This window comes from Actinokineospora sp. PR83, from assembly GCF_021056305.1.
In the GTDB taxonomy this organism is placed as follows: domain Bacteria; phylum Actinomycetota; class Actinomycetes; order Mycobacteriales; family Pseudonocardiaceae; genus Actinokineospora; species Actinokineospora spheciospongiae.
Map to the genome: position 1 here is coordinate 56,791 of NZ_JAJCXD010000009.1, position 25,187 is coordinate 81,977.

The window sequence follows — 25,187 nt, forward strand, 5'->3', positions numbered from 1 at the left end:
CTGGTCCGATCGGCCGCGGCATGCTCCGTTCGGCTGTGCTCATCCGAATCTGCGGAAAGTAGCCTGGTGGGGACATACCGTGGTCGACTCGGGGGAACGCCGTGGACGAGGGGTGTGACGATGGGTGGTGTTGACCGGGGGACCCCCCTCGCCAGTCGCGAGTTCCGCGCGCTCTGGATCGCCGAAGCCCAGTCCGTGGCCGGGGACCAGCTCGCCAGGGTGGCCATCTCGGTGCTGGTCTACCAGCGCACCTCCTCGGCCGCCCTCACCGCGCTGACCTACGCCCTGACCTTCCTGCCCGACATCGTCGCGGGCCCGCTGCTGTCCGGGCTCGCCGACCGGTTCCCCCGGCGCGCGGTGATGGTGGCCGCCACCCTCAGCCAGGCGCTGCTCGTCGGGGTGATGGCCATCCCCGGGGCGCCCATCGCGCTGGTCGCCACCTGCGTCGCGCTCGAGGCGGCCGCGCAGGCCCCGTTCAAGGCCGCGCAGACCGCGCAGGCCCGGGTCATCCTCGGCAACGACGACCTCGCCGCGGGCCAGGCCCGGCTGACGACGCTGCGCGAGGTGGGGCAGCTCGCGGGCCTCGCCGGGGCCGCCGCGGTGGTCGGGTTCCTCGGCACGACCCCCGCGCTGGTCATCGACGCGGTCACCTTCGTCGCCGCCGCGCTCGTGTTGCGATTCGGCCTGCTCGACCGTCCGGCCGCGCGGACCACGGCGGTCGCCGCGGGCGGACTGCTCCTTCCGGACCCCCGGCGCCGCGCGGTTGCCGCACTGTCCCTGCTCGCCGCGCTCACCGTCCTGCCGCACGGGCTGATCGTGCCGCTGGTCGACGAGCTGAATGCTCCGACGTGGACGATCGGACTGCTCCTCGCGGCCGATCCGCTCGGCCTCGTCCTGGGCGCCTACCTGTTCTGCCGCTCGGGCAGGTCCAGGGAATCGCGCAACGCGCTGATCGCGCCACTCTCCCTGCTGTGCCTGGGCGCACTCGTGTTCTTCGCCGCCAGACCACACCCCGTGCTCGCCGCGCTACTGCTGGCGATCTCCGGGCTCGGTGCGGCGTACCAGATCCTGGCCAAGTCGGCCTACGTGGAACTGCTGCCCGACGCCGTGACGGGTCGGGCGACCGGGATGGTGCGCACCGGCCTGCGGGCCGGTCAAGGGCTCAGCGTGCTCCTCGGGGGTGTGCTGACCGAGGTTTTCGGCTCAGCCGCTGTCACGATCGCGCTTGCGGGCGCGATTGGCACCGTAGGCTGCGCTGTGGCGGGCTTCGTCTGGAACCGAGGGAGGTCCGGCCTGCCCAGGGAGGTGATCGCGTGATCGAGGCTCAGTACTCACGATTGCGCATTGCGGCTTCCTCCTCGGGGGTCCTGCCAATCGAAAAGTCGACGAGAGCGATCGCTCTCGGGATGCGTCTCAGTACTCGCGGTTGCGCATGGGGATGCCTCCAGCTCGAATTCAGAACTCCCGGACGTGGCGGCCCGAATGTGCGCCACAAGCAGTGTCCCGTCTGTCTCAAAGGGGGACAATGCCCAGTCTGACAAGCCCTCAGCGCGGCCGCTTGTCCGGTGTCCCCCTAGCGCGACGGCTCACTTCTCTGGATCTGGTCGCGCACACGACCCGGCTGGGCCTGGTCTGGATCCTTGCCACCGAGGCCGGGATCCTCACCTGGGTGGTCCTCGGCACCGCCACCTCGGGTGCGCCGGACTCCCTGTCACTGCGGCTGTTCGCGCTGCTGACCGGCTTCGCCATCCTGCACATGGAGGCCACGCGCCCCGCCGAGGAGCGCCGCCGGGCGGCCCACCTGGGCGGTGAGCACATCGACCACACCGGGGTCTGGACGTGCGCCGGGGCGTTCGTGCTGCCGGTCCCCCTGGTCGTGGCACTGGTGCTGATCATCCGCTTGCGACGGTATTTCATCGCCAGGAAACCACCCGGTCGATACCTGTTCACCACCTCCGCGATCACCTCGTCGGCCCTGGCGGCCCAGGCGATCGCCGCCGCCACCCCGGTGCACGCCTGGATCCGCGGCGCCCCCGTGCCACCCGATCAGGTCATTTCGGCGGGCCTGGCGGTGCTGGCCGCCTTCGCCGCCTACTACGCCGCGCAGACCGTCGTCATCGGCCTCGCCCGCGGCCTGCGCGGCGACTGGCAGTGGATCTCGATCCTCGGCGAGCGCAAGGAGAACGCCGACCTGCTCATCACGCTGTGCCTGGGCCTCATCGCCGCCTGGGCCGCCGGGGTCGCCTACGGGCTGCTCCTGTTCGCCCTCGCCGGTGTGGTGATCGGCTATACCAGGCACACCCAGCGCATCGAGCAGTTGGAGCAGGAACGCGACCGCCTCGAGGTCGACGCCCTGCACGACCCGCTGACCGGCCTGGCGAACCAGCGGGGGTTCAACCCCGCGGCGATGCTGGCCCTGGTCGCCGACCAGGCCCGCCGCAGGCCGACGGCGGTGATGATGTTCGACCTGGACCGCTTCAAGCAGGTCAACTCGCGCCTGGGCCACCTCGGGGCGAACGAGGTGCTCAAGGCGCTCGCGGTGGTGCTGCGGGCAAGTGTGCGCCGCGACGACCTGGTCTGCCGCTGGGGCGGTGAGGAGTTCACGGTCCTGCTGCCGAGCACCTCCAGGGTCGACGCCTGGGCGATCGCGGAGCGGATCCGGGACGCGGTGGAGAACATGACGGTGGAGCTCACCCGGGCCGCGGGTGGGCGCACGGAGGTCGAGGCGGGGTTCACGATCTCCGGGGGAATCGCGCTCTCACCCGAGCACGGAACGGACCTGGCGGCGTTGCAGGAGCACGCGGACCAAGCCCTGTCCGAGGCGAAGAACGGCGGCCGCAACCAAATTCGGATTACTCCGTCAATGCCCCTCCCCGGTCCCCGCGCCGCCCGCGAGCCGACTTTCGACCGGCCTTGACCCCGTTAGCGCCAGGCGCCCCATCGGACCCGGACCGGTCAACCGCCACCGCCTGATCCCGCAGTCGAGCCGCTTTTGCCGGAGCCCCCCGGACTGTTCCCGCTACCTGCCCGACCCGTGAGCCTGCACTGGTCCACCCGCCGACCGGGAGCCGTTTCTCCCCGTCTCACACCGGGCGAAGTTACCCACAGGGCTGTGGACAACTCCACTCCGCGCGCGCTCTTTTGTCGTGGCCACACCGTAGTGTGGAATTCGGGGGTTCCCCTGGGGCTGTGGACAACTGGCGCCGAGCGGCGGTTTTCGTCGGTGCCACCCGGTAGTGTGGAATTCGGGGGAACCCCGGGCCTGTGGATGGTTCGAGCGGGGTTCGGGGTGTCGGGGATACGTTGGCGGGTTGGGGATCAGCGCAGCTTGGCGGTCAGGGCGGTGCGGACGGCGGGCCACTCCTCGGCGGTGACGGAGTAGGTGACGGTGTCCCGGATCGTGCCGTCGGGGCGGATCCGGTGGGAGCGCAGGACGCCCTCGCGCCGGGCGCCGAGGCGCTCGATCGCCCGCTGGGAGCGCTCGTTGCGGTGGTCGGTGTGCCAGGCGACGCGGATCGCCCCGAGGTGGTCGAAGGCGTGCGAGAGCAGCAGGAGCTTCGCCTCGGTGTTCAGGCCGGTGCGGTGCCAGCGGGAACCGATCCAGGTGTGGCCGATGGCGATGCCCCGGTGCCGCTCGTCGATGTCGTAGTAGGACGTCGTGCCCGCCGCTTCGCCCGTCCCGGTGCAGATCTGGGCGAACGCGAGGCGCCCCGGGTCCGCGAGCGCCCTGGTGATGAGGGCTTCCATCTCGGGGACGGTGGTGGGCCGGGTGTTGCCCAGCCACGTCCACACGTCCGGGTCCTCGCCCGCGGCGAGGAGGCCGGGGGCGTGGGACAGGGTCAGGGGTTCCAGGCGGACGTGCTTGCCGGTCAGGGTCCTCTGCTCTCGCCACGTGCTCACCGCACCCACGCTAGAGCGCGAAGTGGCCTCACCGGAATGGCCACTACTGGTCAGTTCGGTAAGGCCACTTGTCGGCCGGTAGTGTCCGGACCGTGACCGATCCCCTGGCTCCGCTGCTGGACCTGCCCGGTGTCGCCGAAGCCGTCCGCCTCGCCAGGGAGTCGGTGGCCGTGGTGCACCGGCACCCGACGAACCGCCGGGGGTGGCCCGCGACGTCCGCCGAGGCGTCCGTGCGGGCCGCGCGGGCCTCGGCCGTGCTCGACGGCGGCGACCCGGAGATCCCCGAGGAGGGTGGGGTCACCAACCCGGTGACGGCGGGCGCGCTGCGCGTCGCCGAGGCGCTGGGGCCGCTGCTCTCCACCTGGGAGCGGGCACCCATGCAGGCGCTGGCGCGGCTGCACGTGCTCGCGGCGGCCGACCTGGGGGCCGACGACAGCGCGCTGGGGCGGCCCCGCGAGGGGCTGGGGGTGGCGAGCAGGCTCGACCTGCTGGCCGGTCTGGTCGCGGGCGGGTCGAAGGCGCCGGGACCGGTGCTGAGCGCCGTCGTGCACGGGGAGCTGCTGGCGCTGCGGCCGTTCGGGACGGCCGACGGGGTGGTGGCGCGGGCGGCGGCCCGGTTGACCACCATCCAGACCGGCCTGGACCCCAAGGGGCTGGCCGTGCCCGAGGTGTTCTTCATGCGCCGGGCCGAGCGCTACCGCGAGGCCGCCGACGGGTTCGCCGACGGCGGCCCGGAGGGGGTCGCGGCCTGGATCGTGTTCTGCTGCGAGGCCCTGGAGGCCGGGGCCAAGGAGGCCACCGGCATCGCCGAGGCCGCCGTCACGCAGTAGCGCCCGCGTTCAGCAGCCCCAGGGCCTGCCGGACGTGGCCGTTGGAGTCCGCCAGCGCCTTGCTCGCCCGGGTGACGCTGACACCGGAGAGCAGGTGGACCATGGCCACCTTGAGGTCGCCCTGGGCCTCGGTCAGCGCCGCCGAGCACTCCTGCTGGTCCAGGCCGGTGGCCTCGCGCAGGATGCGCAGCGTGCGGCCGCGCAGCTTGGCGTTGCTGGCCCGCATGCTGACCATCAGGTTCGAGTACGTGCGACCCATCTTGATCATCACGGCGGTGGAGAACGCGGTCAGCACGATCTTCTGCGCCGTGCCCGCCTTCATCCTGGTCGAGCCGGAGATGGCCTCGGGGCCGGTGTCGACGGTGATGTGGATGTCGACCCCGGCGGGACGGGCCGCGTCGGGGTTGTTCGACACCAGCGCGGTCGTCGCGCCGATCTCCCGGGCGGCGGCCAGGGCGCCGATCACGAACGGGGTGCGGCCGGAGGCGGCCAGGCCCAGCACGAAGTCACCGGGGCGCACGTCGCGGACCATCTCCGCGGCACCGGCGCGGTCGTCGTCCTCGGCGCCCTCCACGGCGTTCCGCAGCGCGCCCGCGCCACCGGCGTGGTGCACCTGGAACCAGTCGTCGGGGATGTTGAAGGTGGGCTTGAGCTCGGCGGCGTCCAGCGTCGCCAGCCTGCCCGAGGTGCCCGCGCCCACGTAGTGCACGCGGTGGCCATCGCGCAGCGCCTCGGTGGCCGAGTCGACCGCCCGGCTCAGGTGCTGCAACGCGGCGGCGACCGCGCCGGGGACCACGTGGTCCTCGGTGTTGATCGTGCGCAGGATGTCCAGGGTGGACATCCGATCGATCTCGGCGGTGCGCGGGTTGCGCCGCTCCGTGGGGGATTCGACATGGACCACTTGGCGTGGCACGGTCATGGAAACGTCCCCCTCCTCGGCGGCGCGAACCCGCGCACCCCTGGTCATTTGCCGGTCTCCCGCGGCTTGCGGCGGCCGTCGTGCCTGGTCTCCAGGCGGTGCGGGCCGACCGCGTCGCGGGTCGAGTCGAGTGCCTTGATCGACTGGTCCAGGTGGTGCTGGGCCACGCCGATGAACAGGCAGTCCACGACGGTGAGCTGCGCGATGCGGCTCGCGGTGGCGCCGGAGCGGAAGGTCGTCTCCCGCGCGGCGGTGGTGAGCACGAGGTCGGCGACCTCGGCGATCGGCGACGTCGGGTAGTTCGTCAGGGCGACCGTGGTGGCCCCGTGCTCCCTGGCCACGCGCAGTGCCTCGACGGTGTCGGCGGTGGCGCCGGTGTGCGAGATGCCGACCGCGACGTCGCCGGTGTTCAGGACGGCCGCGGAGGTCAGCATGATGTGCGTGTCGTTCCAGGCGAAGCAGACCCGGCCGATGCGGTGCAGCTTCTGCTGCAGGTCGGCGGCGACGAAGGCGCTGGCGCCCACGCCGTAGACGTCGACCCGGCCCGCGGTGGCGACGGCCTCGATGACCTGGGCGAGCACGGCGATGTCGACCTGCTCGGCGGTCTCCTCGACCGCGCGGGCGTCGGCGAAGGTGACCTTGCCGACGACGGTCTTGAGGTCGTCCTCGGGGGCGATCTCACCGCCCAGGTCGCGGTCGACCCGCGCCTCGGAGCGGGCGGTGTCGGCCGCGAGGGCGATGCGCAGCTCGGGGTAGCCCCCGACGCCGATCGCCTTGCAGAACCGGGTCACCGTCGTCTCGCTGGTACCGGCGGCCTCGGCGACCTCGGTGATGCTGCGCCGGGCCACGGTGTGGGGGCTGTCGAGCACCACCTTGGCCACTCGCTGCTCTGCTCTGGCCAGGCCGGGCAGGAGCGAGCGAATGCGGACCAACGGGCTTGCCTCGCTGTGTTCTGCTGTCGTCATGTCACTCGCACTCACGTGGGAAACTTACTAACAGTTAGGGGGTAGATCAAGGTGCTGCATGACATCTGGAGGCAACGCAACCCAAATGTGTCCGCAACCGCCGTGGCCCTTCGTGGGGCTTGCCCACGGAATCGCTGGTCGAGTGCTGTTTGTTAGCGTCCAACCCTCAACGAGTTTGGACGCGCCACCCGAGCGGCCGCATCAAGTGGGGTTCTTTCTCACCGTTGAGCAGCATTTGATCACCGTCGGTTACGACTATCCCGTCCAGCAGGATTCCTCGACCGGTGTAACGACTGTCCGTAGTCGAAACCCAGCGCAAAGTTATGCCGTCGCCACCCGGCACGATTGCGTCAACCGTCCACCAACTGCGGTGTCCCGAACCCGCCAGTAACTCCGTTTGGTCTACTGGCGCGCCGGTTCCCCAGGCGCGCAACGGGATCCGCTGCCACGCCTGCCCGTCCGCGCTCGACTCCACGGCGAGCCAGTCGGCGTCGTCGGTGTCGACGAAGGCGTCGAAGCGCACCCGCAGCGGACCCCGCGAGGTCAGCGGTGGAGTCGTCAGCGTGGCCGTCGTCGCGTCCACCGGCGGGGCGAACCAGGCGTCCGGGCCGTGCCTGGGGTGCACGGCCATCGCCGAGGCCAAACCGCTCGCCAACCGTTCGCGTGCCATGTTGATGGATCCCCGGTTGCGGGACGGATGAACCCTGTTGGTCAGCAGAATCGCGATGGAGCGCGAGGCCGGGTCGATGACCAGCGACGTCCCGGTGAAACCGGTGTGCCCCGCGGTGCGCGGACCGGACAGGCCGCCCATGTACCAGCGCTGGTCCAGTTCGAAGCCGAGGCCGTGGTCGTTGCCGGGGAAGTCCCCGTTGAAGTTGGTGAGCATGGTGTGGACCGTGTCCGGCCGCAGGACCCGCCTGCCCGCGTAGCTGCCGCCGTTGAGGATCGCCTGGCCCAGCACGGCGAGGTCGGCCGCGGTGGAGAACACCCCGGCGTGCCCGGCCACCCCGCCCAGCGACCACGCGTTCTCGTCGTGCACCTGCCCGCGCACCACCCCGCGCGGGGGAGTGCTCTGGAACTCCGTCGCCGCGACCCGGTCCAGCTTGCTCGCGGGCGGGTTGTAGCCGGTGTCGACCAGGCCCAGGGGTCGGGTGATCCGATCGGCCACGAAGGCGTCCAGGGAGCGGCCGCTGAGCCGTTCGACGAGGACGCCGAGGGTGATCAGGTTGAGGTCCGAGTACACGTACGACGAGCCAGGCGGGTTGACCGGCGCCCGGTCCATCACCGCCTTGATCCGCGAAGGCTCGTCCGGCCAGTCGCGCCACAGCGGGATGAACGGCTCCAGGCCCGAGGTGTGCGTCAGGAGCTGCCGGACGGTGATCTGCTCCTTGCCGTTGACCCCGAACTCCGGCAGGTAGCCCGCCACCCGCCGGTCGACCTTGAGCCTGTCGTCCTCGACCAGGCACATGACGGCCAGCGAGGTGAACAGCTTGCTCACCGACGCCAGGTCGAACACGGTGTCGGCGCGCACCGGCACCTGCTGCTCGGCGGGCAGCTCCGTGCCCGCACCGTCGGCGTAGCGCAGCGCCTGGCCCACTGCCTGCTCGTGCACGACGGTCCCGTGGTGCACCAGCAGGCTGACCGCACCGGGGAACAGCGGCGTCGTCGGCGACGGTCCGGTCCACGCCGCGATCGCCTCACCCGCGGCGCGGATCGGCGCCGGGTCCAGGCCCACCGACTCCGGCGTGCCCGGCCGCAGCACGGTGTCGGCGGGGGCGAACCCGCGCCGCGGCAGGTCGAAGCGCCCCGCCGCGCGCTCGTCGTCCGGGTGTCCGGTCACCGCTACCGCGCTGCCCGCGACCGCGGTCGCCACCAGCGCGAGGCACAGGACCGCCGCGCCGCCGCGTGTTCTCCAGGCCATCGCACCCACCTCACCGGTAGAGCAGGTACTCGCGCCGCAGACCGCGGAAGGCGGCCTGCTCCGATCCCCACGCGCCGACGACCTCGTCGACCCCCGCGCCCGCGTCCACCATCCGGCGCAGCCGGTCGGAGCCGGAGAGCTTGTCGACGTAGTTGTCCGGTCGCCAGCCGAACGCGTCCGGGTGCACCCGCCCGGCGGTCACGATCATCGCGATCGCCGTGCGGATCGAGTCGAACCGGTGCGGGTCGGTGACGTGCACCTGCACCCCGCCGCACGCCTCGCCCACGAACTTGCCGAACGTCGGCACGAAGTGGTGCTCGCGCAGCCGCACACCGGGCAGCCCGAGTGCGTTGAGCGCCTCCGCCCACCGCCAGTCGACCCCGGGGGCGCCGATGACCTCGAACGGGCGGGTGGTGCCCCGGCCCTCGGAGAACACCGTGCCTTCGAACAGGCAGGTGCCGGGGTAGGCGAGCGCGGTCTGCTCGGTCGGCACGTTCGGGCTCGGCATGACCCACTGCTGCCCGGTCTCGGCGAAGAGCTGGTCGCGCCGCCACCCCCGCACGCGCACGACCTCCAGCCGCGGCAACCGCTTGCCGCCGGTGTCGGCGGGCAGGAACTCGGCGTCGAACAGGCCCGCCAGCTCGCCGACGGTCATGCCGTGCTGCTGGGCGATCGGCTTGCGCCCCACCCCGGAGGCGTACGCCGGGTCCAGGGTGGGGCCGAACGCCTCGCCGCCGACCGGGTTGGGCCGGTCGAGCACGACGAACGCGGCGCCGGTCAGCGCCGCCGCGTGCATGGCCGTGTACATGGTCCAGACGTAGGTGTAGAAGCGGGCGCCGATGTCGGCGATGTCGAACAGCACGGTGTCGACACCCGCCTTGGTCAGTTGCCCGGCGAGCTTCGCCGCGGTGGCGCCGTAGGCGTCGTACACCGGCAGCCGGGTCCGCGGGTCGAGGTAGTCGCCCTCGGACCCACCCGCCTGCGCGGTGCCGCGGAACCCGTGCTCCGGGCCGAAGACGGCGACCGGTCGCACCCCGGCGGCCACCATGGAGTCGACCAGGTGCGTGCCGTCGCGCAGGACACCGGTCGGGTTCGACACGACGCCGACCTTCTTGTCCGCCAGCGACCGCCACCCCTGCGCGGCCAGCACGTCGGCCCCCGCGGTGACCCGGCCGGGACCGGTCGGCTGCCCCTGCGGGTCCTGCTGCTCGTGCTGCCGGGTCGCCGTTGCCGGGCTCGCCGCCGCGGACAGCAGCGGGGCGGCCAGCGCCGACGCGGTGAGGAAACGTCGCCTGTCCATGTCCGGCTACCAGCCCAGACCGTGGTCGAACGGGTACCGGATGGTCGACGGGTCGGCACCGTCCGGCACGTCCACCGGGAGTTTGCCGACCGGCTCGACCTCGCCGAAGAGCACCTTCGTCAGCGATTCCAACGAGACCGCGCGCCACGAGTAGGTGGCGACCCAGGTCGGCGCGTCGACGAAACCGGCGTCGTAGGGCACCTGCGCAGCCACGGCCACCACCGGTGTGCCGGTCTTGAGCAGCTCGGTCAACAGCGTCCGCTGCTGGGTGTTCGCGGAGAGGTTGTTCGTCAGCAGCACCACGAGGTCCGACTCCCGCGCGGCGGTGACGGCCGAGGAGATCACCTCAGCACCCGGTTTGAGACCGGTCGCCAGCGGAGTCGCCGTCGAGCCGCGGGCGGTGATGCTCCTGGCCAGGTTGTTCGGCGAGTTCGCCTGGGTCACCGTGTCGCCGACGCCCGCGACCAGGACCTTCGCCGGTGCGGCGGTCAGCGGGAGCACGCCATTGTCGTTGCGCAGCACCGTGGTGGTCTTGTCGGTCAGCCGCTGGATCGCGGCGAGGTGGTCCGGCGTTCCCACCCGCGTCGCCACCGCGCGCTGGTCGACGAACGGCCGGGCGAAGATGCCGCGCTTCCACTTCAGCGCCAGGACCCGCCGCACGCTCTCGTCGATCCGCCGCTCGGTCAGCCGCCCGCTGCGCACGGCCGCGAGCACGGATTCCTTGGCCAGGGTCAGGTCCGGCGGCATCAGTAGCTGGTCGGCACCCGCCTCCACCGCGCGCACCGCGGCCTCGGCGTCGCCGAACATGTCGCGCACGCCCTGCATCCCCATCGAGTCGGTGACGATCACACCCCGGTAGCCCAGCTCCCCGCGCAGGATGCCGGTCAGGATCGGCCGGGACAGGGTGGCGGGCACCCCGCTGGGGTCCAGGCTGGGGAACTGGATGTGCGCGGTCATGATCGAGTCGATGCCCGCGTCGATGGCCGCCCGGAACGGGGGCAGGTCCACCGCCCGCCACTGGTCCGCCGTCCGGGAGATCACCGGCAGGCCGGTGTGGCTGTCGGTGGCCGCGTCGCCGTGGCCGGGGAAGTGCTTGGCCGAGGACGACACCGCCTCGGTCGGCCTGCCGCCCTCCTGGTAGCCGCGCACCTCGGCGGCGACCAGCTCGGCCGCCAGGTCCGGGTGCGCGGAGAACGACCGGGCGGCGATCACCGGGTTCAGCGGGTTGGAGTTGACGTCGGCGACCGGGGCGAAGTCCTGGTTGACGCCCATCGCGCGCAGCTCGCGGCCGCTGATCGCGGCCAGGGTGCGGGCGTCGGCGGCGCTGCGGCCCGCACCGACCGCCATGCTGCTGGGGAACTCGGTCGCCGGGGCCTCGATCCGGGTGACGTTGCCGCCCTCCTGGTCGATGCTGACGACCAGCGGCAGGTGCGGCGCGGAGCTGAGCGCGGCGCGCTGCAGGCCGTTGGAGAGGGCGGCCACCTGCTGCGGGCCCTCGATGTTGTCCGTGCCGCTGTTGTTGAAGTAGATGACCCCGCCGACCTGGTACTTCTGCACCACCTGGGCCGGGGTGTCCACGCCGTAGCGCGCGCGGTTGGTCGGGTGGACCTCGTCCGCGGACTTGCCCCACACGGTGGCGACCAGCATCTGGCCGACCTTCTGCTCCAGAGGCATCCGGCGCAGCAGCGCCTCGGTCCACGCCGACACCAGCGACGGTTCGGCGTCGGCGACCGGGACGGGCGGTTCGGGCGCGGCCGAAGCGGGCGCGGCGAGCGCGACGACGGTCAGGGTGGCCGCCGACGCGGTGAGGGTCCGGCGGAACAGGCGGTGAACGGGCACCACGGCCTCCTGGGTGTGCCGAAACTTGTTCACCAAGAACAAGTGTTCACCGGCAAGTTATCCACGATCTCCGTGTACCTGTCAACGGTGCCACGCGCGCCCTGTGGACAACTCGGCGCACCGTGGCCGAACACAGATCGAGCGGTCCCGCTCCGAAGAGCGGGACCGCCCACATCCGTCAGCGCGAACATCTCGGACTACCAAGCGTGCAACTGTGTCGTACAACTCTGGCCTAGGCGCCCGGCGTCCCGGTCCGCAGGCCCTAGACGACATGCCTCCCGCGGCGTGCTGCGCGTGGGTGCTCCGGTGTCCGCGCACGGAGCTCGGATCGGGGTGGCGCCGGGCTTCTCTTCGCCTGGTCCCTGGCCGGTCTCGAGGTCCGCACCTCCCTTTCTACTCAGTGAGCCAGCTCACTTCAAGAGCTCTTTCGGGTGCACCGGTCAAGACGCGGCACGCGGTCGAATACGACGTTCCGTGCACGGGGAGTCCCCCGGGCGAGGGACTCCACTCCCTTGCGAGGCAACAGAAGCGATCAGCGCCTGCGCATCCGGTGCAGTCCGTACCAGGCGGCGCCCGCGGTGGCCACCGCGCCGATCCCGATCGCGGCCACCGCCGTGGACGACCGCGAGCGCAGGGACACCGGCTTGGTGAAGGTCAGCACCGGCCACGCCCGTTCGGCCGCCACCCTGCGCAGCCCGCGGTCGGGGTTGACCACCGCCGGATGTCCGACCGCCTCGAGCATCGGCAGGTCCGTGCTGGAGTCGGAGTAGGCGTGGCTGGCGGTCAGGTCGTAGCCGTTGCGCTCGGCCAGCTCGCGCATCGCGGTCACCTTGTTCGCGCCGTAGCAGTAGAAGGAGATCTCACCGGTGTAGCGGCCGCGGACGGAGACCATCTCGGTGCCGACGCTGTGCGTGGCCCCGATCATCGCCGCGATGGGCGCGACGATCTCCGCGCCGGAGGCAGACACGATCACCACGTCGTGCCCGTCGGCCCGGTGCCCGGCCACCAGTTCCGCCGCCTCGGCGTAGACCAGCGGGTCGACGATGTCGTGCAGCGCCTCCTCGACGATCCCGCGCACCTGCTCCACGTCCCAGCCCGCGCACAGCGACGTGAGGTGTGCGCGCATCCGCTCGACCTGGTCGGCGTCGGCGGCGGAGGCGGCGAAGACGAACTGCGCGTAGGCGCTCCTGAGCACCCCGCGCCGGTTGATCAGCCCGCCCTGGAAGAACGGCCTGCTGAACGCCAGCGCGCTGGACGTGGCGATCACGGTCTTGTCGAGGTCGAAGAACGCGGCCACCCGACCGGTCGCGCCGGGGCCGTCGGGGCTGCCGGGGGCTGTCACGGCGCCAGCATAGGGAGATCGACGACCCGGATGGCGGATGGCGCGCGCGACGTACAGGGCACGGGTGCGAACTCGGCGGGGTGTTCTCGCCCGTTGATGCCCATGCGACCCCGTGGAGGGGATACAGTATCGGTACCCGGCGTTCGCGCCGGGTTGGTTCAGTCCGACCCCCCGGGGCTGAACCTCTGACGACCCCCGCCCCTCCCCCCTGGCGGGGGTCGTCCCTTTACCCGCACCCCTCCCGGCGGGTCCCCCCTGCTTCCGGGCTGTTTTCCCAGTTCCGGGCCTTCGCCCGGCCTGTCTCGGCTGCCTGATCAGCCCGGCTCAGTCAACACCGGCACACGCGGGACCCCTCCCGAGCATCGCACGGCGGACCGACAATCCCGGTTCGCCGCCAACCGGTTGTCCACATCCCCCGAAATCCCTCCACAGGTTCTCGGCGTCCCTTTCCCGCCGCCCTCGCCCTCCCGATCCTGGTGTCAGCGGCCCGATCCGAGGGCCGACCGGCAAGAGGGGGAACCATGGACCGTCCGGTCGTCTGCGTCCACGACACCACCGTCCTCGACGAGGTGCTGCGCCTGGCCGCCGCCGCGGGCACCGAGGTCGAGCGGGTCGCGGACATCGCCGCGCTGCGCGCCCGCTGGTCGGTGGCGCCGCTGGTCGTCCTGGACGAGGAGGCGGTGGCGCGGTGCCGGTCGGCGGCGCTGCCCCGGCGGGAAGCGGTCGTGCTGGTCGCCACCGGCCCACCGCCGCCCGCGCTGTGGGAGCAGGCGGTCGGTGTCGGGGTCGCCAGGGTGGTGGAGCTGCCCGCCGGGCAGACCTGGCTGGTCGGTGCCCTCGCCGACGCGGCCGACGCCCCCGCGGGCACGGCGGGCCGGGTGCTGGCGGTGGTCGGCGGCCGGGGCGGGGCAGGCGCGTCCACGTTCGCCGCCGCGCTCGGGTTGTCGGCGCTGGAACTGGGCGCGGGCACGCTGCTGGTCGACTGCGACCCCCTGGGCGGCGGTCTCGACCTGGTGCTCTCGGCCGAGGACCAACCCGGCCTGCGGTGGCCGGACGTCCGGCTGCGGTCGGGGCGCGTCCCGGTGTCCAGCCTGCGCTCCGCGCTGCCCGGCCACACCCGGTCCGGGGCCAGGCTGACGCTGCTCTCCAGCGCCCGCGACGGCGACGGCCCGGCGCCCGAGGCGGTGGCGGCCGTGGTCGACGCGGGCAGGCGGGGCGGCGAGACCGTGGTGTGCGACCTGCCGCGGGCGCCCGACCCGGCCGCGCACGCCGCCCTCGACCGGGCTGACCTCACCGTGGTCATCGCCCCGGCCGAGCTGCGCGCCGCCTCGGCCACCCGCCGGGTCGTTGCACACCTGGCCGACCGCGGCGTGCGGCCCGGTCTGGTCGTCCGGGTCCCCGGGCCGTCGGCGCTGAGCCCGAACGCGATCGCGGAGGCGGTCGGGCTGCCGCTGCTGGCGTCGGTCAAGACCGATCCCGTTCTCGCGCACTCGATCGAGAACGGCGGGTTCCGGCTCAGCGGCTCCATCGCCCGGGCGGCCCGGGCCGTCCTGCGCGCCCTCGCCGACCCACCGGGCTCGCGGGTACCGCGAGCCCGACCCTTCCTCACCCGCGCGTGACCCCCGTTGCGAAAGGAGTTCCCATGGCTGCCCTCGACCTCGTCGACCGGGTCCGCACCCGCCTCGCGGGCCGGGAAGCCGACATGTCCGCGGCCGCGGTGGCCGAGGCCGTGCGCGCGGAAGCCGACGGCGTCCTCGGCGACGGCGACGTGCTCGCCGCGCTCACCCTGCTGGAGCAGGAGTTCGTCGGCGCCGGACCGCTGGACCCGCTGCTGCGCGACCCGGCCACGACCGACGTCCTGGTCACCGGGCCCGACCAGGTCTGGGTCGACGGCGCGGACGGCCTGCGCCGCACCGCCGTCCGCTTCGCCGACGAGGACGCCGTCCGCAGGCTCGCCCAGCGCCTGGCCATGTCCGCGGGCCGCAGGCTCGACGACGCCCAGCCCTACGTCGACGGCTGGCTGCCCACCACCGGCGGCCGGGTCCGGATGCACGCCGTCCTCGCCCCGATCGCCGCGGCGGGAACCTGCCTGTCCCTGCGCGTCCTGCGCCCCGCCTCCCACGACCTCACCGCCCTCCGCGCCCTGGGCACCTTCGACGACACCGTGCACGACCTCCTCGACGCGATCATCACGGCCCGCTTGGCGTTCCTGGTCTCCGGCGGCACCGGCAGCGGGAAGACCACCCTGCTGGCGGGTCTCCTCGGTCGGGTCCCGGCCACCGAGCGGATCGTCTGCGTCGAGGACGCGGGTGAGCTGGAGCCCGGGCACCCCCAGTTCGTCCGGCTCCTCGCCCGCCCGCCCAACGTCGAGGGCGCGGGCGAGGTCACCCTCCGCGACCTGGTGCGCCAGGGCCTGCGCATGCGTCCCGACCGCATCGTCGTCGGCGAGGTCCGCGGCGCCGAGGTCTGCGACCTCCTGTCCGCGCTCAACACCGGTCACGACGGCGGCGCCGGAACGGTCCACGCCAACGCCCCCGCTGAAGTGCCTGCCCGGCTGGAGGCCCTGGCCGCCCTGGGTGGCCTGTCCCGAACCGCTCTGCACAGCCAATTCGCCGCGGCCGTCCACGTAATCCTCCACATGAGACGGTTGGGCACCGGCGAGCGGCGCCTCACCGAGATCGGCGTGGTGGTCCGCCCGGCGGGGAGCGTGGCAGTGCGCCCGGTGTGGCGCGCGGGTGAGTGGGCCGAGGGGCGTGTCGACCTGGACCGCCTCCTGGTCGGTCGAGGGGGTCGACCGTGCGGCGGCTGATGGCAGTCATCGAGACCGCTTCGAGAGCGGCTGTTCCGACAGCGGGGGACTCGAGCGGGGCCGGGCGGTTCGGGCGGGGCAGGACGGTCTGGTGGATCGGTTTCGTCATATGTCCTTTGTGGATCAAGTGCGAACTGGGTGCGTGGGGGGTGGGACGTGTTGGGTCTGCCGTTCGTGGCCGGGGCGGTGCTGTCGTGGCCGTCCGGTGCTGCCGCGCGGAGGTTGCGGGCGTTGCGGGGGCCGCGGGTGCGTCGGTGGGCGCCGCCTCGACCGCGCACGGTGCTGGTCGCCGCCGGGTGCGGGCTGGTGGGGTGGGTTCCCTTCGGCGTCGGTGGGGCGGTGGCCGCCTGCATCGCCGGGGTGAGCGTGTGGCGTGGTCGACTGGCCCGGCGGCGGTCGCGCGAGACCCTGGCCGGGGTCGAGGGGTTCGCCGAATCCGTGCGGGCCCTGGTGTCGGAGCTGGCCGCGGGCGCGCACCCCGCCACCGCGGCCGAGCACGCCGCCGTCGACGCCGACCCGGCCGCGGCCAAGGCCATGCGCGCCGCCGCAGCCGCGGCCCGGCTCGGGGGTGACGTCGGTGCCGCGCTGGCCCGTGCGGAACTCCCGGCCACCCTGTCCGCCGCCACCCGGCGAGTCGGCCGGGCGTGGGACCTGGCGGGCCGCCACGGCCTCCCCCTGGTCGAGGTCCTCGACGCCGTCCGCCGCGACCTCGACCACCGGGCCCGCTTCGCCCGCCAGGTCGACGCCAGGATGGCGGGTCCCAGGACCAGCGCCGCCGTCCTCGCCGCGCTGCCGGTGCTCGGTGTCCTCCTCGGGGAGGCCATGGGCGCCGCACCCCTGGCGGTGTTCGCCACACCGGTGGGTCAGGTCCTCCTGGTGCTCGGCGTCGCGCTCGCCGCGGCAGGTGTCGCCTGGACGTCGCACCTGACCGGCCAGGTGGTCTTCCGATGAGCCCGGTGCCGCGGCAGTCGCGCTCGCCGCGGTGCGGCGCTCGCATCCGAAACGAACGGGGGCGTGTGATGAGCCCGGTGTCGCGATGGTCGCGCTCGCGGCGGTGCGGCGCTTGCATTCGAGGTGAATCGGGAGGTCGTGTGATGAACCTGTTGTTGCGGTGGTCGCGTTTGCGGCTGTGCGGTGCTCGCACCGGGGACGAACCGGGAGGTTGTGGGATGGGTCCGGTGCCGGGAGCAGGCGCTGGTGGTGCTGCGCGGGCGGCGACGGGGGTCCCGTGATGGGCCTGTCGTTCCTCCTGTTGGCCGTCGCGGTGGTGGTCGCGGTTCCGCCAGGTCGGGCCGGACAGCGGTTGGCGGGGGTGGGCGGGGTCGTCCGTCGGCGGTGGCGGGTGCCGTTGCCGGTGGTGGCCGGGGTCGCGGTGGGGGCTGCCGTCGCGGTGAACGCCGGTGTGGGGGTCGGGATCGCGGTCGGGGTCGGTGCGTGGTGGGGTGCCGTGCGGCTGTTGCGGCCCCGGCCGCCGCCGGTGGACCGGCTCGGGCTGGCGGCCGGGTGGGACCTGCTCGCCGCCTGCCTCACCTCCGGGATGCCGGTGCCCACCGCGGTGCGGGTGGTGGCGGGCGACCTGCCCGAGCGGGCGGGGATCGTCCTCCGCGACACCGCCGACCTGCTCGCCATGGGTGCCGACCCGGCGGGCGCGTGGGCCGTGGCCCTCGCCTGCCCGGAGACCGCCGAGCTGGCCCGAGGTGCCCGCCGCACCACCCGCTCCGGGGCAGCACTCGCCGGGGTGGCCCGGGCGCTGGCGGCGGGGGTGCGCGAGCAGGCGACCGACCTGGCCGAGGAGAAGGCCCAGCGCGCGGCGGTGCGGGTCACCGGTCCGCTGGGGCTGTGCTTCCTCCCCGCCTTCCTCTGCCTGGGGGTCGCGCCCGTGGTCATCGGCTTGGTGGCCCGGTTGTCCACCCAGTTCTGACACCACCGATCTGACACCACTGAGAAGGGAGATGCTGTGCGCAACCAGAAGAGGGTGCTGTCCGATGCCGGGATGAGCACCGTGGAGTACTCGATCGGACTGCTCGTCGCCGCGGCGCTGGCGATGCTGCTGTACTCCGTCGTCACCGGAGGGGAGGTCGCCGCGGGGCTGCTCGGGCTGGTGCGGCGGGCCCTCTCGTTCGAGCCGTGATGGCCGACCGGGGAGCGGTCACCGTGGAGGCCGCGGTGGCGCTCGGGGCGATCGTGCTCGTCCTGGCCTTCGCCCTCGGCGGGATCTCGGCCCTGTCCGCTCAGGTCCGGTGCGTCGACGCCGCCAGGGAAGCCGCGCGGCTCGCCGCCCGCGGTGAACCCGAGCGCGGCCGCGCCGCCGCGGTGGCCATCGCGCCGCCCGGCGCCGCGGTCGACATCCGCCGGTCCGGTGACGAGGTGACCGTCGTGGTCCACGCGGCCCCGGTCGGCGGGTTGCTCCCCGGGGTGGACCTGACAGCCGAGGCGTACGCCGTCGCCGAACCGGAGGGGGTGATCCCGTGACCGGGGCTCCCGTGCTCGGGACACCCGTGACCGCGACCAACGCCCCGGCACTGCCCGCTCGGACCGCCGCTGCACCGGGCACAGCCGCACCAGGCGCGACTTCATCGGGCACTGCTGCGCCGGGCGCAGCAGTGCCGGGTGGAGCGGTCTCGCGGTGTGGGCGCGGTGGGGCTGGTGACGGCGGGTTCGCCACCGTGTGGGCGGCGGGGGTGATCATGGCGCTGGTGGTGGTGGCGGGGTTCGGGGTCCTGCTCGCGTCAGCCGTCGTGACCCGGCACCGGGCCGAGGCCGCCGCTGACCTGGCCGCGCTGGCCGGGGCGGGGCGGGCTGTCGACGGGGAGCGGTGGGCCTGTGACCGGGCGCGGTGGGTGGCGGATCGGATGCGGGTGGAGGTGGTCGGGTGCCGGGTCGACGGGTTCGTCGTGTCCGTCGTGGTGGTGGCGCGGCCGCCGGGGGTGTTGGCCGGAGTCAGGAGTGGACGTGCAGTCGCGGTGGCCGGGCCCGTGTGATCGGGGCCGGGGTCAAGCGGTCGCCGTGGAACGGTGAACGGCATCGTGGAAGTTGTTCACGGACTGTCCGCGGAGGTGGGTCACCCAGCGTGTAGCGGGCTCTTTTTGCTGGTGGGTGGTGCTTTTTGCGGTGCCGTCGGGTAGGCGGTGCTGCTCGGTGGGTGCCCACGTCCGAGTGATGGCCGCGGCGTCGGTGATCGGTCGGCCGGGGTTAGGTCGGCCGTTCTCGTTGTCGGCGCTCATCTTGCCAAAACGACCAGTGGTCGACAGTGAGTTCCGTGTGGGGCGGCCATGGCGTTGAGTTCTCCACAGGGAGCCAACCCGGCCCCCGCCACCCGAGGAGGCACCGCCCGAGATGATCGGTAGCGAAAGGTCGGATAGCTGGCGCAGGGCGTTCCAGGTCGAACTCCGCGCGGAGGCCATCGGTCTCGCGTTCCGCGGGTGGCCGGTGCTCCCGGGCACCTACCCGGCCGGTGCGCAGTGGGCGGGCCGACAGGACTTCGAGGCCACCGGGCCGGTTCCGGTGCACGACGACTGGCAGGCGCGGGTCGGCACCCGGTCCGAGCAGGTCGCCACCTGGTGGGCCGGGCAGCCCTACAGCCTGCTGCTGGCGACCGGTGCCGGGTACGACGCCATCGAGGTCGACGTCGAACTGGGTCGCCGGGCCGCGGGTGTGCTGCGCTCCGTGGGGCTGCCGGTGCCGATCATCGCCACGCCGGACAGCAAGTGGTTGTTCCTGACCACTTCGGACCGGGCGCTCGACGCGGAACTCGCCGAGAGCGGTGTGGTCCTGCGCGGTGCGGGTGAGTGGATCACCCTGCCGCCGAGCCCGGCCAGCCACGGTGTCGTGCACTGGCGGGTCAAGCCCGAGGTGTGCGGGTGGCAGATCCCGGCTTCGCGGGTGGTGCAGGACGCGCTGCTCGACGCTTTGGGGCTGCCCACCTACGACCGGTTGGCCACCCAGTTGGTCACCGCCGACTAGCTCGACCGATTCCGGTCCGAGTGCGACAGACCCACAACTGAATGACCACTGTGGTCGGTCCCGTGCACGCCCGCCGCGAGCACGGACCACCACTCCCGCCAGTCCGCGACGGCGACACCCCTTCCGCCCCTGGTGCGTGTCGCCGCCGGACCGGCAGCCAGCCGAGCACCGCTGGAGGCGTCCGCCTCCCGCGCGCGCACGGACCTGGGACCAGCGGCCACCAGGCCGCGGTCGGCGAAACCCGCCCCGGGAATGCCATCCGCTCGACACCATCCGCCTCCCAGGTGTCGACGACCGGTAGTCCCTGCCGACCAGTTCCCAGTGTTCGAGCGCCGCGGTCGCAGACGGATCGCCGCGGGCTCGGTGGCAGGCAGCGCGCCGGGGTTGCGCGCCGACATCTTGTCGGCGCCCCCCGGCGTCGCTGCTTTTCCCACCCCGGCTGCTTCCCCAACCACTGCTGCGTTTCCGGCCCTGCAAGATCTTCGGGCCGGGTGATCAGTCCCGGATGGTGTTGAGGACTGCGGTGAGCACGGCGATGGCGCCCTTCTTGTTCAGGGGGTCGTTGCCGTTGCCGCACTTGGGGGACTGGACGCAGGAGGGGCAGCCCTCGGGGCACTCGCAGGCGGCTATCGCCTTGCGCGTCGCGGTCAGCCAGGGGATGAGGGCCGCGTGGCCCCGGTCGGCGAAACCCGCTCCGCCGGGGTGGCCGTCGTGGACGAAGACCGTGGGCTGTTCGGTGTCGGGGTGCAGGGCGGTGGAGACGCCGCCGATGTCCCAGCGGTCGCAGGTGGCGAACAGGGGCAGCAGGCCGATCGCGGCGTGTTCCGCCGCGTGCAGGGCGCCCGGGACCTCCGAGCGCTTCAGGCCCGCTCGGTCCAGGCCCTTCCCGGTCACCAGGTCCTCGGTGACGGTGTACCAGACGGCGCGGGTGTGGAGGGTGTTCTCGGGGAGGTCCAGGGGGATCTGGTCGAGGACCTCGCCGCTGGGGAGCTTGCGGAGGTAGGCGACGACCTGCGAGGTCACCGCGACCTCGCCCAGGCAGACCCGGACCTCGCCGCCGCCCAGGGCCGGGTGGACCGTCTCCGAGACCGTGTCGAGGATCGTGATGTCGACCAGTTCGCGCGGGGTGGTGGTCCACTCGGGGGTTTCCGGGTGAACCATGGCCAGGCCGGACTCCAGGTCGAGTTCGTCGACCACGTACGACGAGCCCTGGTGCAGGTAGATGGCGCCGGGGTGCACGGTGGCGCAGGCGTTCCCTGGGTTGACCGTGCCGAGCATCCGTCCCGAATCCGCTTCCACCACGGCGATCTGGTCGCCGCCCGACCCGCGGATGTCGACCAGGCCGTGCGGGCGTTCGCGCTGGGTCCAGTACCAACCGGTGGGCCGCTTGCGGAGGGTGCCCTCGGCCACCAGGTCGTCGAGGACCGCTCGCGCCTGCTCGCCGCCGAAGTCGGGGAGGCAATCCGCGGTGAGCGGGAGTTCGGCGGCGGCGCAGGCCAGTTGCGGGGCCAGGACGTACGGGTTGCCAGGGTCGGTGACGGTGGCCTCGACGGGCTTGTCCAGGACCGCGGTGGGGTGGTGCACCAGGTAGGTGTCCAGCGGGTCGTCCCTGGCCACGAAGACGACCAGGGAGCCGTCGCCCGCCCGGCCCGCCCGCCCCGCCTGCTGCCAGAACGAGGCGAGGGTTCCGGGGTAGCCCGCGACCACCACGGCGTCGAGGCCCGCGATGTCGACGCCCAGTTCCAGGGCGTTCGTGCTGGCCACGCCCAGGAGGCGGCCGTCGGCGAGGGCGGCTTCGAGGGCCCGGCGCTCCTCGGGGAGGAATCCGGCGCGGTAGGCGGCCACCCGGTCGGGCAGGTCGGCGTCGACCTCGGCGAGGATGCGCTTGGCGCCCAGCGACGTCAGCTCCGCGCCCAGGCGGGAGCGGACGAACGCCAGCGTGCGCGCCCCCTCGATCACCAGGTCGGCGAGGATGCGGGCGGACTCGGCGCCCGCCGAGCGGCGGACCGGGGCGCCGTTCTCCCCCGCCACGTCGTCGAGCAGCGGGGGTTCCCAGAGGGCGACCGTGCGGGCACCGCGCGGGGAGCCGTCGTCGGCGACCGCGGCGCAGTCCACTCCGGACAGGCGGGTGGCGGAGGCGGCCGGGTTCGACACCGTGGCCGAAGCCAGCACGAACACCGGGTCGGCGCCGTAGCGGCGGCACACCCGGCGCAGCCTGCGCAGCAGCAGGGCCACGTGCGAGCCGAACACGCCCCGGTAGGAGTGGCACTCGTCGACGACGACGTAGCGCAGGCGGCGGAAGAACATCGACCAGCGGCCGTGGGCGGGCAGGATGCCCCGGTGGAGCATGTCCGGGTTGGTGAACACCCAGCGGGCGTGCGCGCGCACCCAGTCGCGCTCGGCGGTCGGGGTGTCGCCGTCGAAGGAGGCGGCGCGGACGCCGGGGAGGTCGAGGGCGGAGACCGAGCGCAACTGGTCGGCGCCGAGGGCCTTGGTGGGGGAGAGGTAGAGCGCGGTGGCGCGGGTGTCGCCGGTCAGGGCGGTCAGCACCGGCAACTGGTAGGCCAGGGACTTCCCGGAGGCGGTGCCGGTGGCGATGACCACGCTGCGGCCCGCGTGCGCGTGCTCGGCCGCCTCGACCTGGTGCGACCACGGTTCACGCACGCCGCACGCGGTGAACGCGGCGCGCACGGGGTCGGGCGTCCACTCCGGCCACGGGACCACCCTGGCCGCCCGCTCGGGCAGCTCGGCGACGTGGGTCAGCGGCTCCTCACCCGCGGGCACCCCGGCGAGCACCCGCCGCAGCAGGTGGGTGCCCCGGTCCGGCTCCGCCGCGCCCGCCGGGAGAGCCGCGCCCGCCGGGAGATCTGTGGCCGACTCGACACGCACCCCCCGATTTTCGCACAGGTGTACGAGGTTCCCGCACTCCTCGGGGCGACACGCGGTGTGATCATGAGATTTCGATCACACTACGGCGGTGTTGCATAACGGAGGGTGCACGGTGTGGAACAGATTCGCATCGGTGATCCGCTTTACCAATAGACTTCCGAGCGGACCACTGATTGTGGTGGCCCACACGTGCAAACGGGGTCGGTGGACGTCGTGTGGTAGTGGCGGTCGGCCGGCGCTGAACACCAGGCAGATCCTCAGGAGGCCGGATGTCCGGGCAGTCCCTCGCGGCAGATCTGACACTCACCGGCGGCGACCGCGGTGTCGTCGTCGTGGTCGCCGTGATCGCCCTAGCCGCGCTCGCCGTCGGGTACGTCCTCATCAAGGAGGTCCTGGCCGCGGGCCAGGGCACCCTGAAGATGCAGGACATCGCCAAGGCGGTCCAGGAAGGCGCGGCGGCGTATCTCAAGCGACAGCGCAACACCCTGCTGGTCTTCGGGACAGTGGTGTTCCTGCTGCTGTTCCTGCTACCGGCCGACAGCGGTGGGGAGCGGATAGGACGGTCGCTGTTCTTCCTGGTCGGCGCCGTCTTCTCGTTCGCCATCGGGTACCTCGGCATGTGGCTGGCCACCCAGGCCAACCTGCGCGTGGCGGCCGCGGCCAACGAGCAGGGGGGCCGGGAGACCGCCACCAGGATCGCGTTCCGCACCGGCGGCGCCGTGGGCATGGCCACGGTCGGCCTCGGCCTGTTCGGGGCGGCCATCGTGGTGCTGGTCTACACCGGCACCGCGCCCAAGGTGCTGGAGGGCTTCGGCTTCGGCGCGGCGCTGATCGCGATGTTCATGCGGGTCGGCGGCGGCATCTTCACCAAGGCCGCCGACGTCGGCGCCGACCTCGTCGGCAAGGTCGAGCAGGGCATCCCCGAGGACGACCCGCGCAACGCGGCGACCATCGCCGACAACGTGGGCGACAACGTCGGCGACTGCGCGGGCATGGCGGCCGACCTGTTCGAGTCCTACGCGGTCACGCTGGTCGCGGCGCTCATCCTGGGCTCCACCGCGTTCGGCTCCAAGGGCCTGCTGTTCCCGCTGATCGTCCCGGCCCTCGGGGTGATCACCGCGATGCTCGGCGTCTACATCACCAAGGCCAAGGCGGGCGAGAGCGGGTTGACGACGATCAACCGCTCGTTCTACATCTCGGCGCTGGTCTCGGCCGTGCTGTGCACCGCGGCGGCGTTCGTCTTCCTGCCGAGCTCGTTCTCCGCGCTGACCGACGGCACCCAGGCGAGCACCCCGGGCAACCCGGCGCTGATCGCCGCGGTGGCCGTGATCATCGGCATCGTGCTGGCCGGGGTCATCCTCTGGCTGACCGGCTACTACACCGGCACCGAGTACAAGCCGGTCAAGGAGGTCGGCAAGACCTCGCTGACCGGTGCGGCGACCGTGGTCCTGTCCGGCATCTCGGTCGGCTTCGAGTCGGCGGTCTACACCGCGCTGGTCATCGGCGCGGCGGTGTACGGCGCGTTCCTGCTGTCCGGTTCGGTCGTGGTGGCGCTGTTCGCCATCGCGCTGGCGGGCTGCGGGCTGCTGACCACGGTCGGCGTGATCGTCGCCATGGACACCTTCGGGCCGGTGTCGGACAACGCGCAGGGCATCGCGGAGATGTCCGGCGACGTGACCGACGACGGCGCGAAGATCCTCACCGAGCTGGACGCGGTCGGCAACACCACCAAGGCCATCACCAAGGGCATCGCCATCGCCACCGCGGTGCTGGCGGCGACCGCGCTGTTCGGCTCCTACCAGGACGCCATCGGCAAGGCGCTGGTCAAGGCCGGGGAGACGTTCGACCCGACCGCGTTCCTGGTGTTCAGCCCGGACGTGCTGGTCGGCGTGCTGATCGGCGCGGCGGTGGTGTTCATGTTCTCCGGCCTGGCGATCAACGCGGTGACCAGGGCGGCGGGCGCGATCGTGTTCGAGGTGCGCCGCCAGTTCCGGGAGATCCCGGGGATCATGGAGGGCACCGGCAAGCCGGAGTACGGCAAGGTCGTGGACATCTGCACCCGCGACTCGCTGCGCGAGCTGGCCACCCCGGGCCTGCTGGCGGTGCTGGCGCCGATCGCGGTCGGGTTCGGCCTCGGGGTCGGGCCGCTGGCCGGGTACCTGGGCGGCGCGATCGCCACCGGCACGCTGATGGCGGTGTTCCTGGCCAACTCCGGTGGCGCATGGGACAACGCGAAGAAGCTGGTCGAGGACGGCAACCACGGCGGCAAGGGGTCCGAGGCGCACGCCGCCACGGTCATCGGCGACACCGTCGGCGACCCGTTCAAGGACACCGCCGGTCCGGCGATCAACCCGCTGATCAAGGTGATGAACCTGGTCTCGGTGCTGATCGCGCCCGCCATCGTGGGCTGGTCGGTCGGCGCGGAGGCATCGACCGGGCTGCGGGTGAGCATTGCGGTGGTCGCCCTGGTGCTGATCGTGGTGGCCGTGGTGATCTCCAAGCGGCGCGGC

At 72.8% G+C, this 25,187-nt stretch carries 20 protein-coding genes; 12 read left to right on the forward strand and 8 right to left on the reverse strand.

The window, feature by feature from the left end; genetic code table 11:
• The first annotated feature begins 120 nt into the window (after positions 1–120).
• Both L6E12_RS02845 and L6E12_RS02850 read left to right on the forward strand, forming a co-directional pair.
• Entirely contained in the window at positions 121–1,317 is a 1,197-nt protein-coding gene (locus L6E12_RS02845; RefSeq protein ID WP_236226288.1) for an MFS transporter, read from the forward strand.
• 352 nt (positions 1,318–1,669) lie between these two features.
• Positions 1,670–2,917 carry a GGDEF domain-containing protein gene (locus L6E12_RS02850; RefSeq protein WP_236226289.1) on the forward strand — a complete coding sequence of 416 codons (1,248 nt, stop codon included), beginning with the start codon at positions 1,670–1,672 and terminating at the stop codon, positions 2,915–2,917.
• Between the two features lie 401 nt (positions 2,918–3,318).
• On the opposite strand, the gene L6E12_RS02855 is transcribed toward L6E12_RS02850, so the two are convergent.
• Complete coding sequence (locus L6E12_RS02855; protein ID WP_236226290.1) at positions 3,319–3,900, reverse strand: GNAT family N-acetyltransferase; 582 nt, start codon at positions 3,898–3,900, stop codon at positions 3,319–3,321.
• Positions 3,901–3,992: 92 nt separating this feature from the next.
• On the opposite strand from L6E12_RS02855, the gene L6E12_RS02860 reads away from it, so the two are divergent.
• The gene (locus L6E12_RS02860; protein ID WP_236226291.1) at positions 3,993–4,730 is read left to right on the forward strand and encodes an oxidoreductase; all 738 of its coding nucleotides are present in this window, start codon (positions 3,993–3,995) and stop codon (positions 4,728–4,730) included.
• Here L6E12_RS02860 and L6E12_RS02865 read toward each other — a convergent pair.
• The 6 genes from L6E12_RS02865 to L6E12_RS02890 form a co-directional block, all read right to left on the reverse strand.
• Positions 4,720–5,649 carry an N-acetylmuramic acid 6-phosphate etherase gene (locus L6E12_RS02865; protein ID WP_236226292.1) on the reverse strand — a complete coding sequence of 310 codons (930 nt, stop codon included), beginning with the start codon at positions 5,647–5,649 and terminating at the stop codon, positions 4,720–4,722. The genes L6E12_RS02860 and L6E12_RS02865 overlap by 11 nt on opposite strands.
• A gap of 44 nt (positions 5,650–5,693) precedes the next feature.
• Positions 5,694–6,614, reverse strand: a complete 921-nt coding sequence (locus L6E12_RS02870) for a MurR/RpiR family transcriptional regulator (RefSeq protein ID WP_035287251.1) — start codon at positions 6,612–6,614, stop codon at positions 5,694–5,696.
• Positions 6,615–6,780: 166 nt separating this feature from the next.
• A complete protein-coding gene (locus L6E12_RS02875; protein ID WP_236226293.1) occupies positions 6,781–8,535 on the reverse strand; it encodes a serine hydrolase in 1,755 nt (584 codons plus the stop codon).
• A 10-nt stretch (positions 8,536–8,545) separates the two neighbouring features.
• On the reverse strand, positions 8,546–9,835 hold the full coding sequence (locus tag L6E12_RS02880) for an exo-beta-N-acetylmuramidase NamZ domain-containing protein (protein ID WP_236226294.1): 1,290 nt from the start codon (positions 9,833–9,835) through the stop codon (positions 8,546–8,548).
• Positions 9,836–9,841: 6 nt separating this feature from the next.
• Entirely contained in the window at positions 9,842–11,674 is a 1,833-nt protein-coding gene (locus tag L6E12_RS02885; protein WP_236226295.1) for a glycoside hydrolase family 3 protein, read from the reverse strand.
• Positions 11,675–12,206: 532 nt separating this feature from the next.
• On the reverse strand, positions 12,207–13,016 hold the full coding sequence (locus L6E12_RS02890) for an HAD-IB family hydrolase (RefSeq protein ID WP_236226296.1): 810 nt from the start codon (positions 13,014–13,016) through the stop codon (positions 12,207–12,209).
• 521 nt (positions 13,017–13,537) lie between these two features.
• Between L6E12_RS02890 and ssd the strand changes: the two genes are divergently transcribed.
• The 8 genes from ssd (at position 13,538) to L6E12_RS02930 (ending at position 19,788) form a co-directional block, all read left to right on the forward strand.
• A complete protein-coding gene (gene ssd / locus L6E12_RS02895; RefSeq protein ID WP_236226297.1) occupies positions 13,538–14,635 on the forward strand; it encodes a septum site-determining protein Ssd in 1,098 nt (365 codons plus the stop codon).
• 23 nt (positions 14,636–14,658) lie between these two features.
• Positions 14,659–15,825 carry a TadA family conjugal transfer-associated ATPase gene (locus tag L6E12_RS02900; RefSeq protein WP_236226298.1) on the forward strand — a complete coding sequence of 389 codons (1,167 nt, stop codon included), beginning with the start codon at positions 14,659–14,661 and terminating at the stop codon, positions 15,823–15,825.
• A gap of 159 nt (positions 15,826–15,984) precedes the next feature.
• Positions 15,985–16,776: a type II secretion system F family protein gene (locus L6E12_RS02905; RefSeq protein ID WP_236226299.1), complete on the forward strand. Its 792-nt coding sequence runs from the start codon at positions 15,985–15,987 to the stop codon at positions 16,774–16,776.
• Positions 16,777–17,056: 280 nt separating this feature from the next.
• Positions 17,057–17,746, forward strand: coding sequence for a type II secretion system F family protein (locus L6E12_RS02910; protein ID WP_236226300.1), 690 nt, complete (start codon positions 17,057–17,059; stop codon positions 17,744–17,746).
• A gap of 36 nt (positions 17,747–17,782) precedes the next feature.
• Positions 17,783–17,956 (forward strand): DUF4244 domain-containing protein, encoded by a 174-nt coding sequence (locus tag L6E12_RS02915; RefSeq protein WP_236226301.1) that lies wholly within the window; start codon positions 17,783–17,785, stop codon positions 17,954–17,956.
• The gene (locus tag L6E12_RS02920; protein WP_035287267.1) at positions 17,956–18,297 is read left to right on the forward strand and encodes a TadE family type IV pilus minor pilin; all 342 of its coding nucleotides are present in this window, start codon (positions 17,956–17,958) and stop codon (positions 18,295–18,297) included. Before L6E12_RS02915 ends, L6E12_RS02920 begins: the two co-directional genes overlap by 1 nt.
• A gap of 131 nt (positions 18,298–18,428) precedes the next feature.
• The gene (locus L6E12_RS34990; protein ID WP_308073997.1) at positions 18,429–18,806 is read left to right on the forward strand and encodes an Rv3654c family TadE-like protein; all 378 of its coding nucleotides are present in this window, start codon (positions 18,429–18,431) and stop codon (positions 18,804–18,806) included.
• Positions 18,807–19,161: 355 nt separating this feature from the next.
• The gene (locus L6E12_RS02930) at positions 19,162–19,788 is read left to right on the forward strand and encodes a bifunctional DNA primase/polymerase (protein WP_236226303.1); all 627 of its coding nucleotides are present in this window, start codon (positions 19,162–19,164) and stop codon (positions 19,786–19,788) included.
• A 495-nt stretch (positions 19,789–20,283) separates the two neighbouring features.
• Here the strand turns inward: L6E12_RS02930 and L6E12_RS02935 are convergent, their stop codons facing one another.
• The gene (locus L6E12_RS02935) at positions 20,284–22,596 is read right to left on the reverse strand and encodes a DEAD/DEAH box helicase (protein WP_236226311.1); all 2,313 of its coding nucleotides are present in this window, start codon (positions 22,594–22,596) and stop codon (positions 20,284–20,286) included.
• Positions 22,597–22,946: 350 nt separating this feature from the next.
• On the opposite strand from L6E12_RS02935, the gene L6E12_RS02940 reads away from it, so the two are divergent.
• On the forward strand, positions 22,947–25,187 hold a 2,241-nt coding region (locus L6E12_RS02940), incomplete at its 3' end, for a sodium-translocating pyrophosphatase (protein ID WP_236226304.1).

Bases quoted from the DNA above. Each gene is read 5' to 3' on its own strand.
- L6E12_RS02845 (WP_236226288.1), top strand. From the start codon at position 121: ATGGGTGGTGTTGACCGGGGGACCCCCCTCGCCAGTCGCGAGTTCCGC.
- L6E12_RS02865 (WP_236226292.1), bottom strand. From the start codon at position 5,649: ATGACCGTGCCACGCCAAGTGGTCCATGTCGAATCCCCCACGGAGCGG.
- L6E12_RS02870 (WP_035287251.1), bottom strand. From the start codon at position 6,614: ATGACGACAGCAGAACACAGCGAGGCAAGCCCGTTGGTCCGCATTCGC.
- L6E12_RS02875 (WP_236226293.1), bottom strand. From the start codon at position 8,535: ATGGCCTGGAGAACACGCGGCGGCGCGGCGGTCCTGTGCCTCGCGCTG.
- L6E12_RS02880 (WP_236226294.1), bottom strand. From the start codon at position 9,835: ATGGACAGGCGACGTTTCCTCACCGCGTCGGCGCTGGCCGCCCCGCTG.
- ssd (WP_236226297.1), top strand. From the start codon at position 13,538: ATGGACCGTCCGGTCGTCTGCGTCCACGACACCACCGTCCTCGACGAG.
- L6E12_RS02900 (WP_236226298.1), top strand. From the start codon at position 14,659: ATGGCTGCCCTCGACCTCGTCGACCGGGTCCGCACCCGCCTCGCGGGC.
- L6E12_RS02910 (WP_236226300.1), top strand. From the start codon at position 17,057: ATGGGCCTGTCGTTCCTCCTGTTGGCCGTCGCGGTGGTGGTCGCGGTT.
- L6E12_RS02920 (WP_035287267.1), top strand. From the start codon at position 17,956: ATGGCCGACCGGGGAGCGGTCACCGTGGAGGCCGCGGTGGCGCTCGGG.
- L6E12_RS02930 (WP_236226303.1), top strand. From the start codon at position 19,162: ATGATCGGTAGCGAAAGGTCGGATAGCTGGCGCAGGGCGTTCCAGGTC.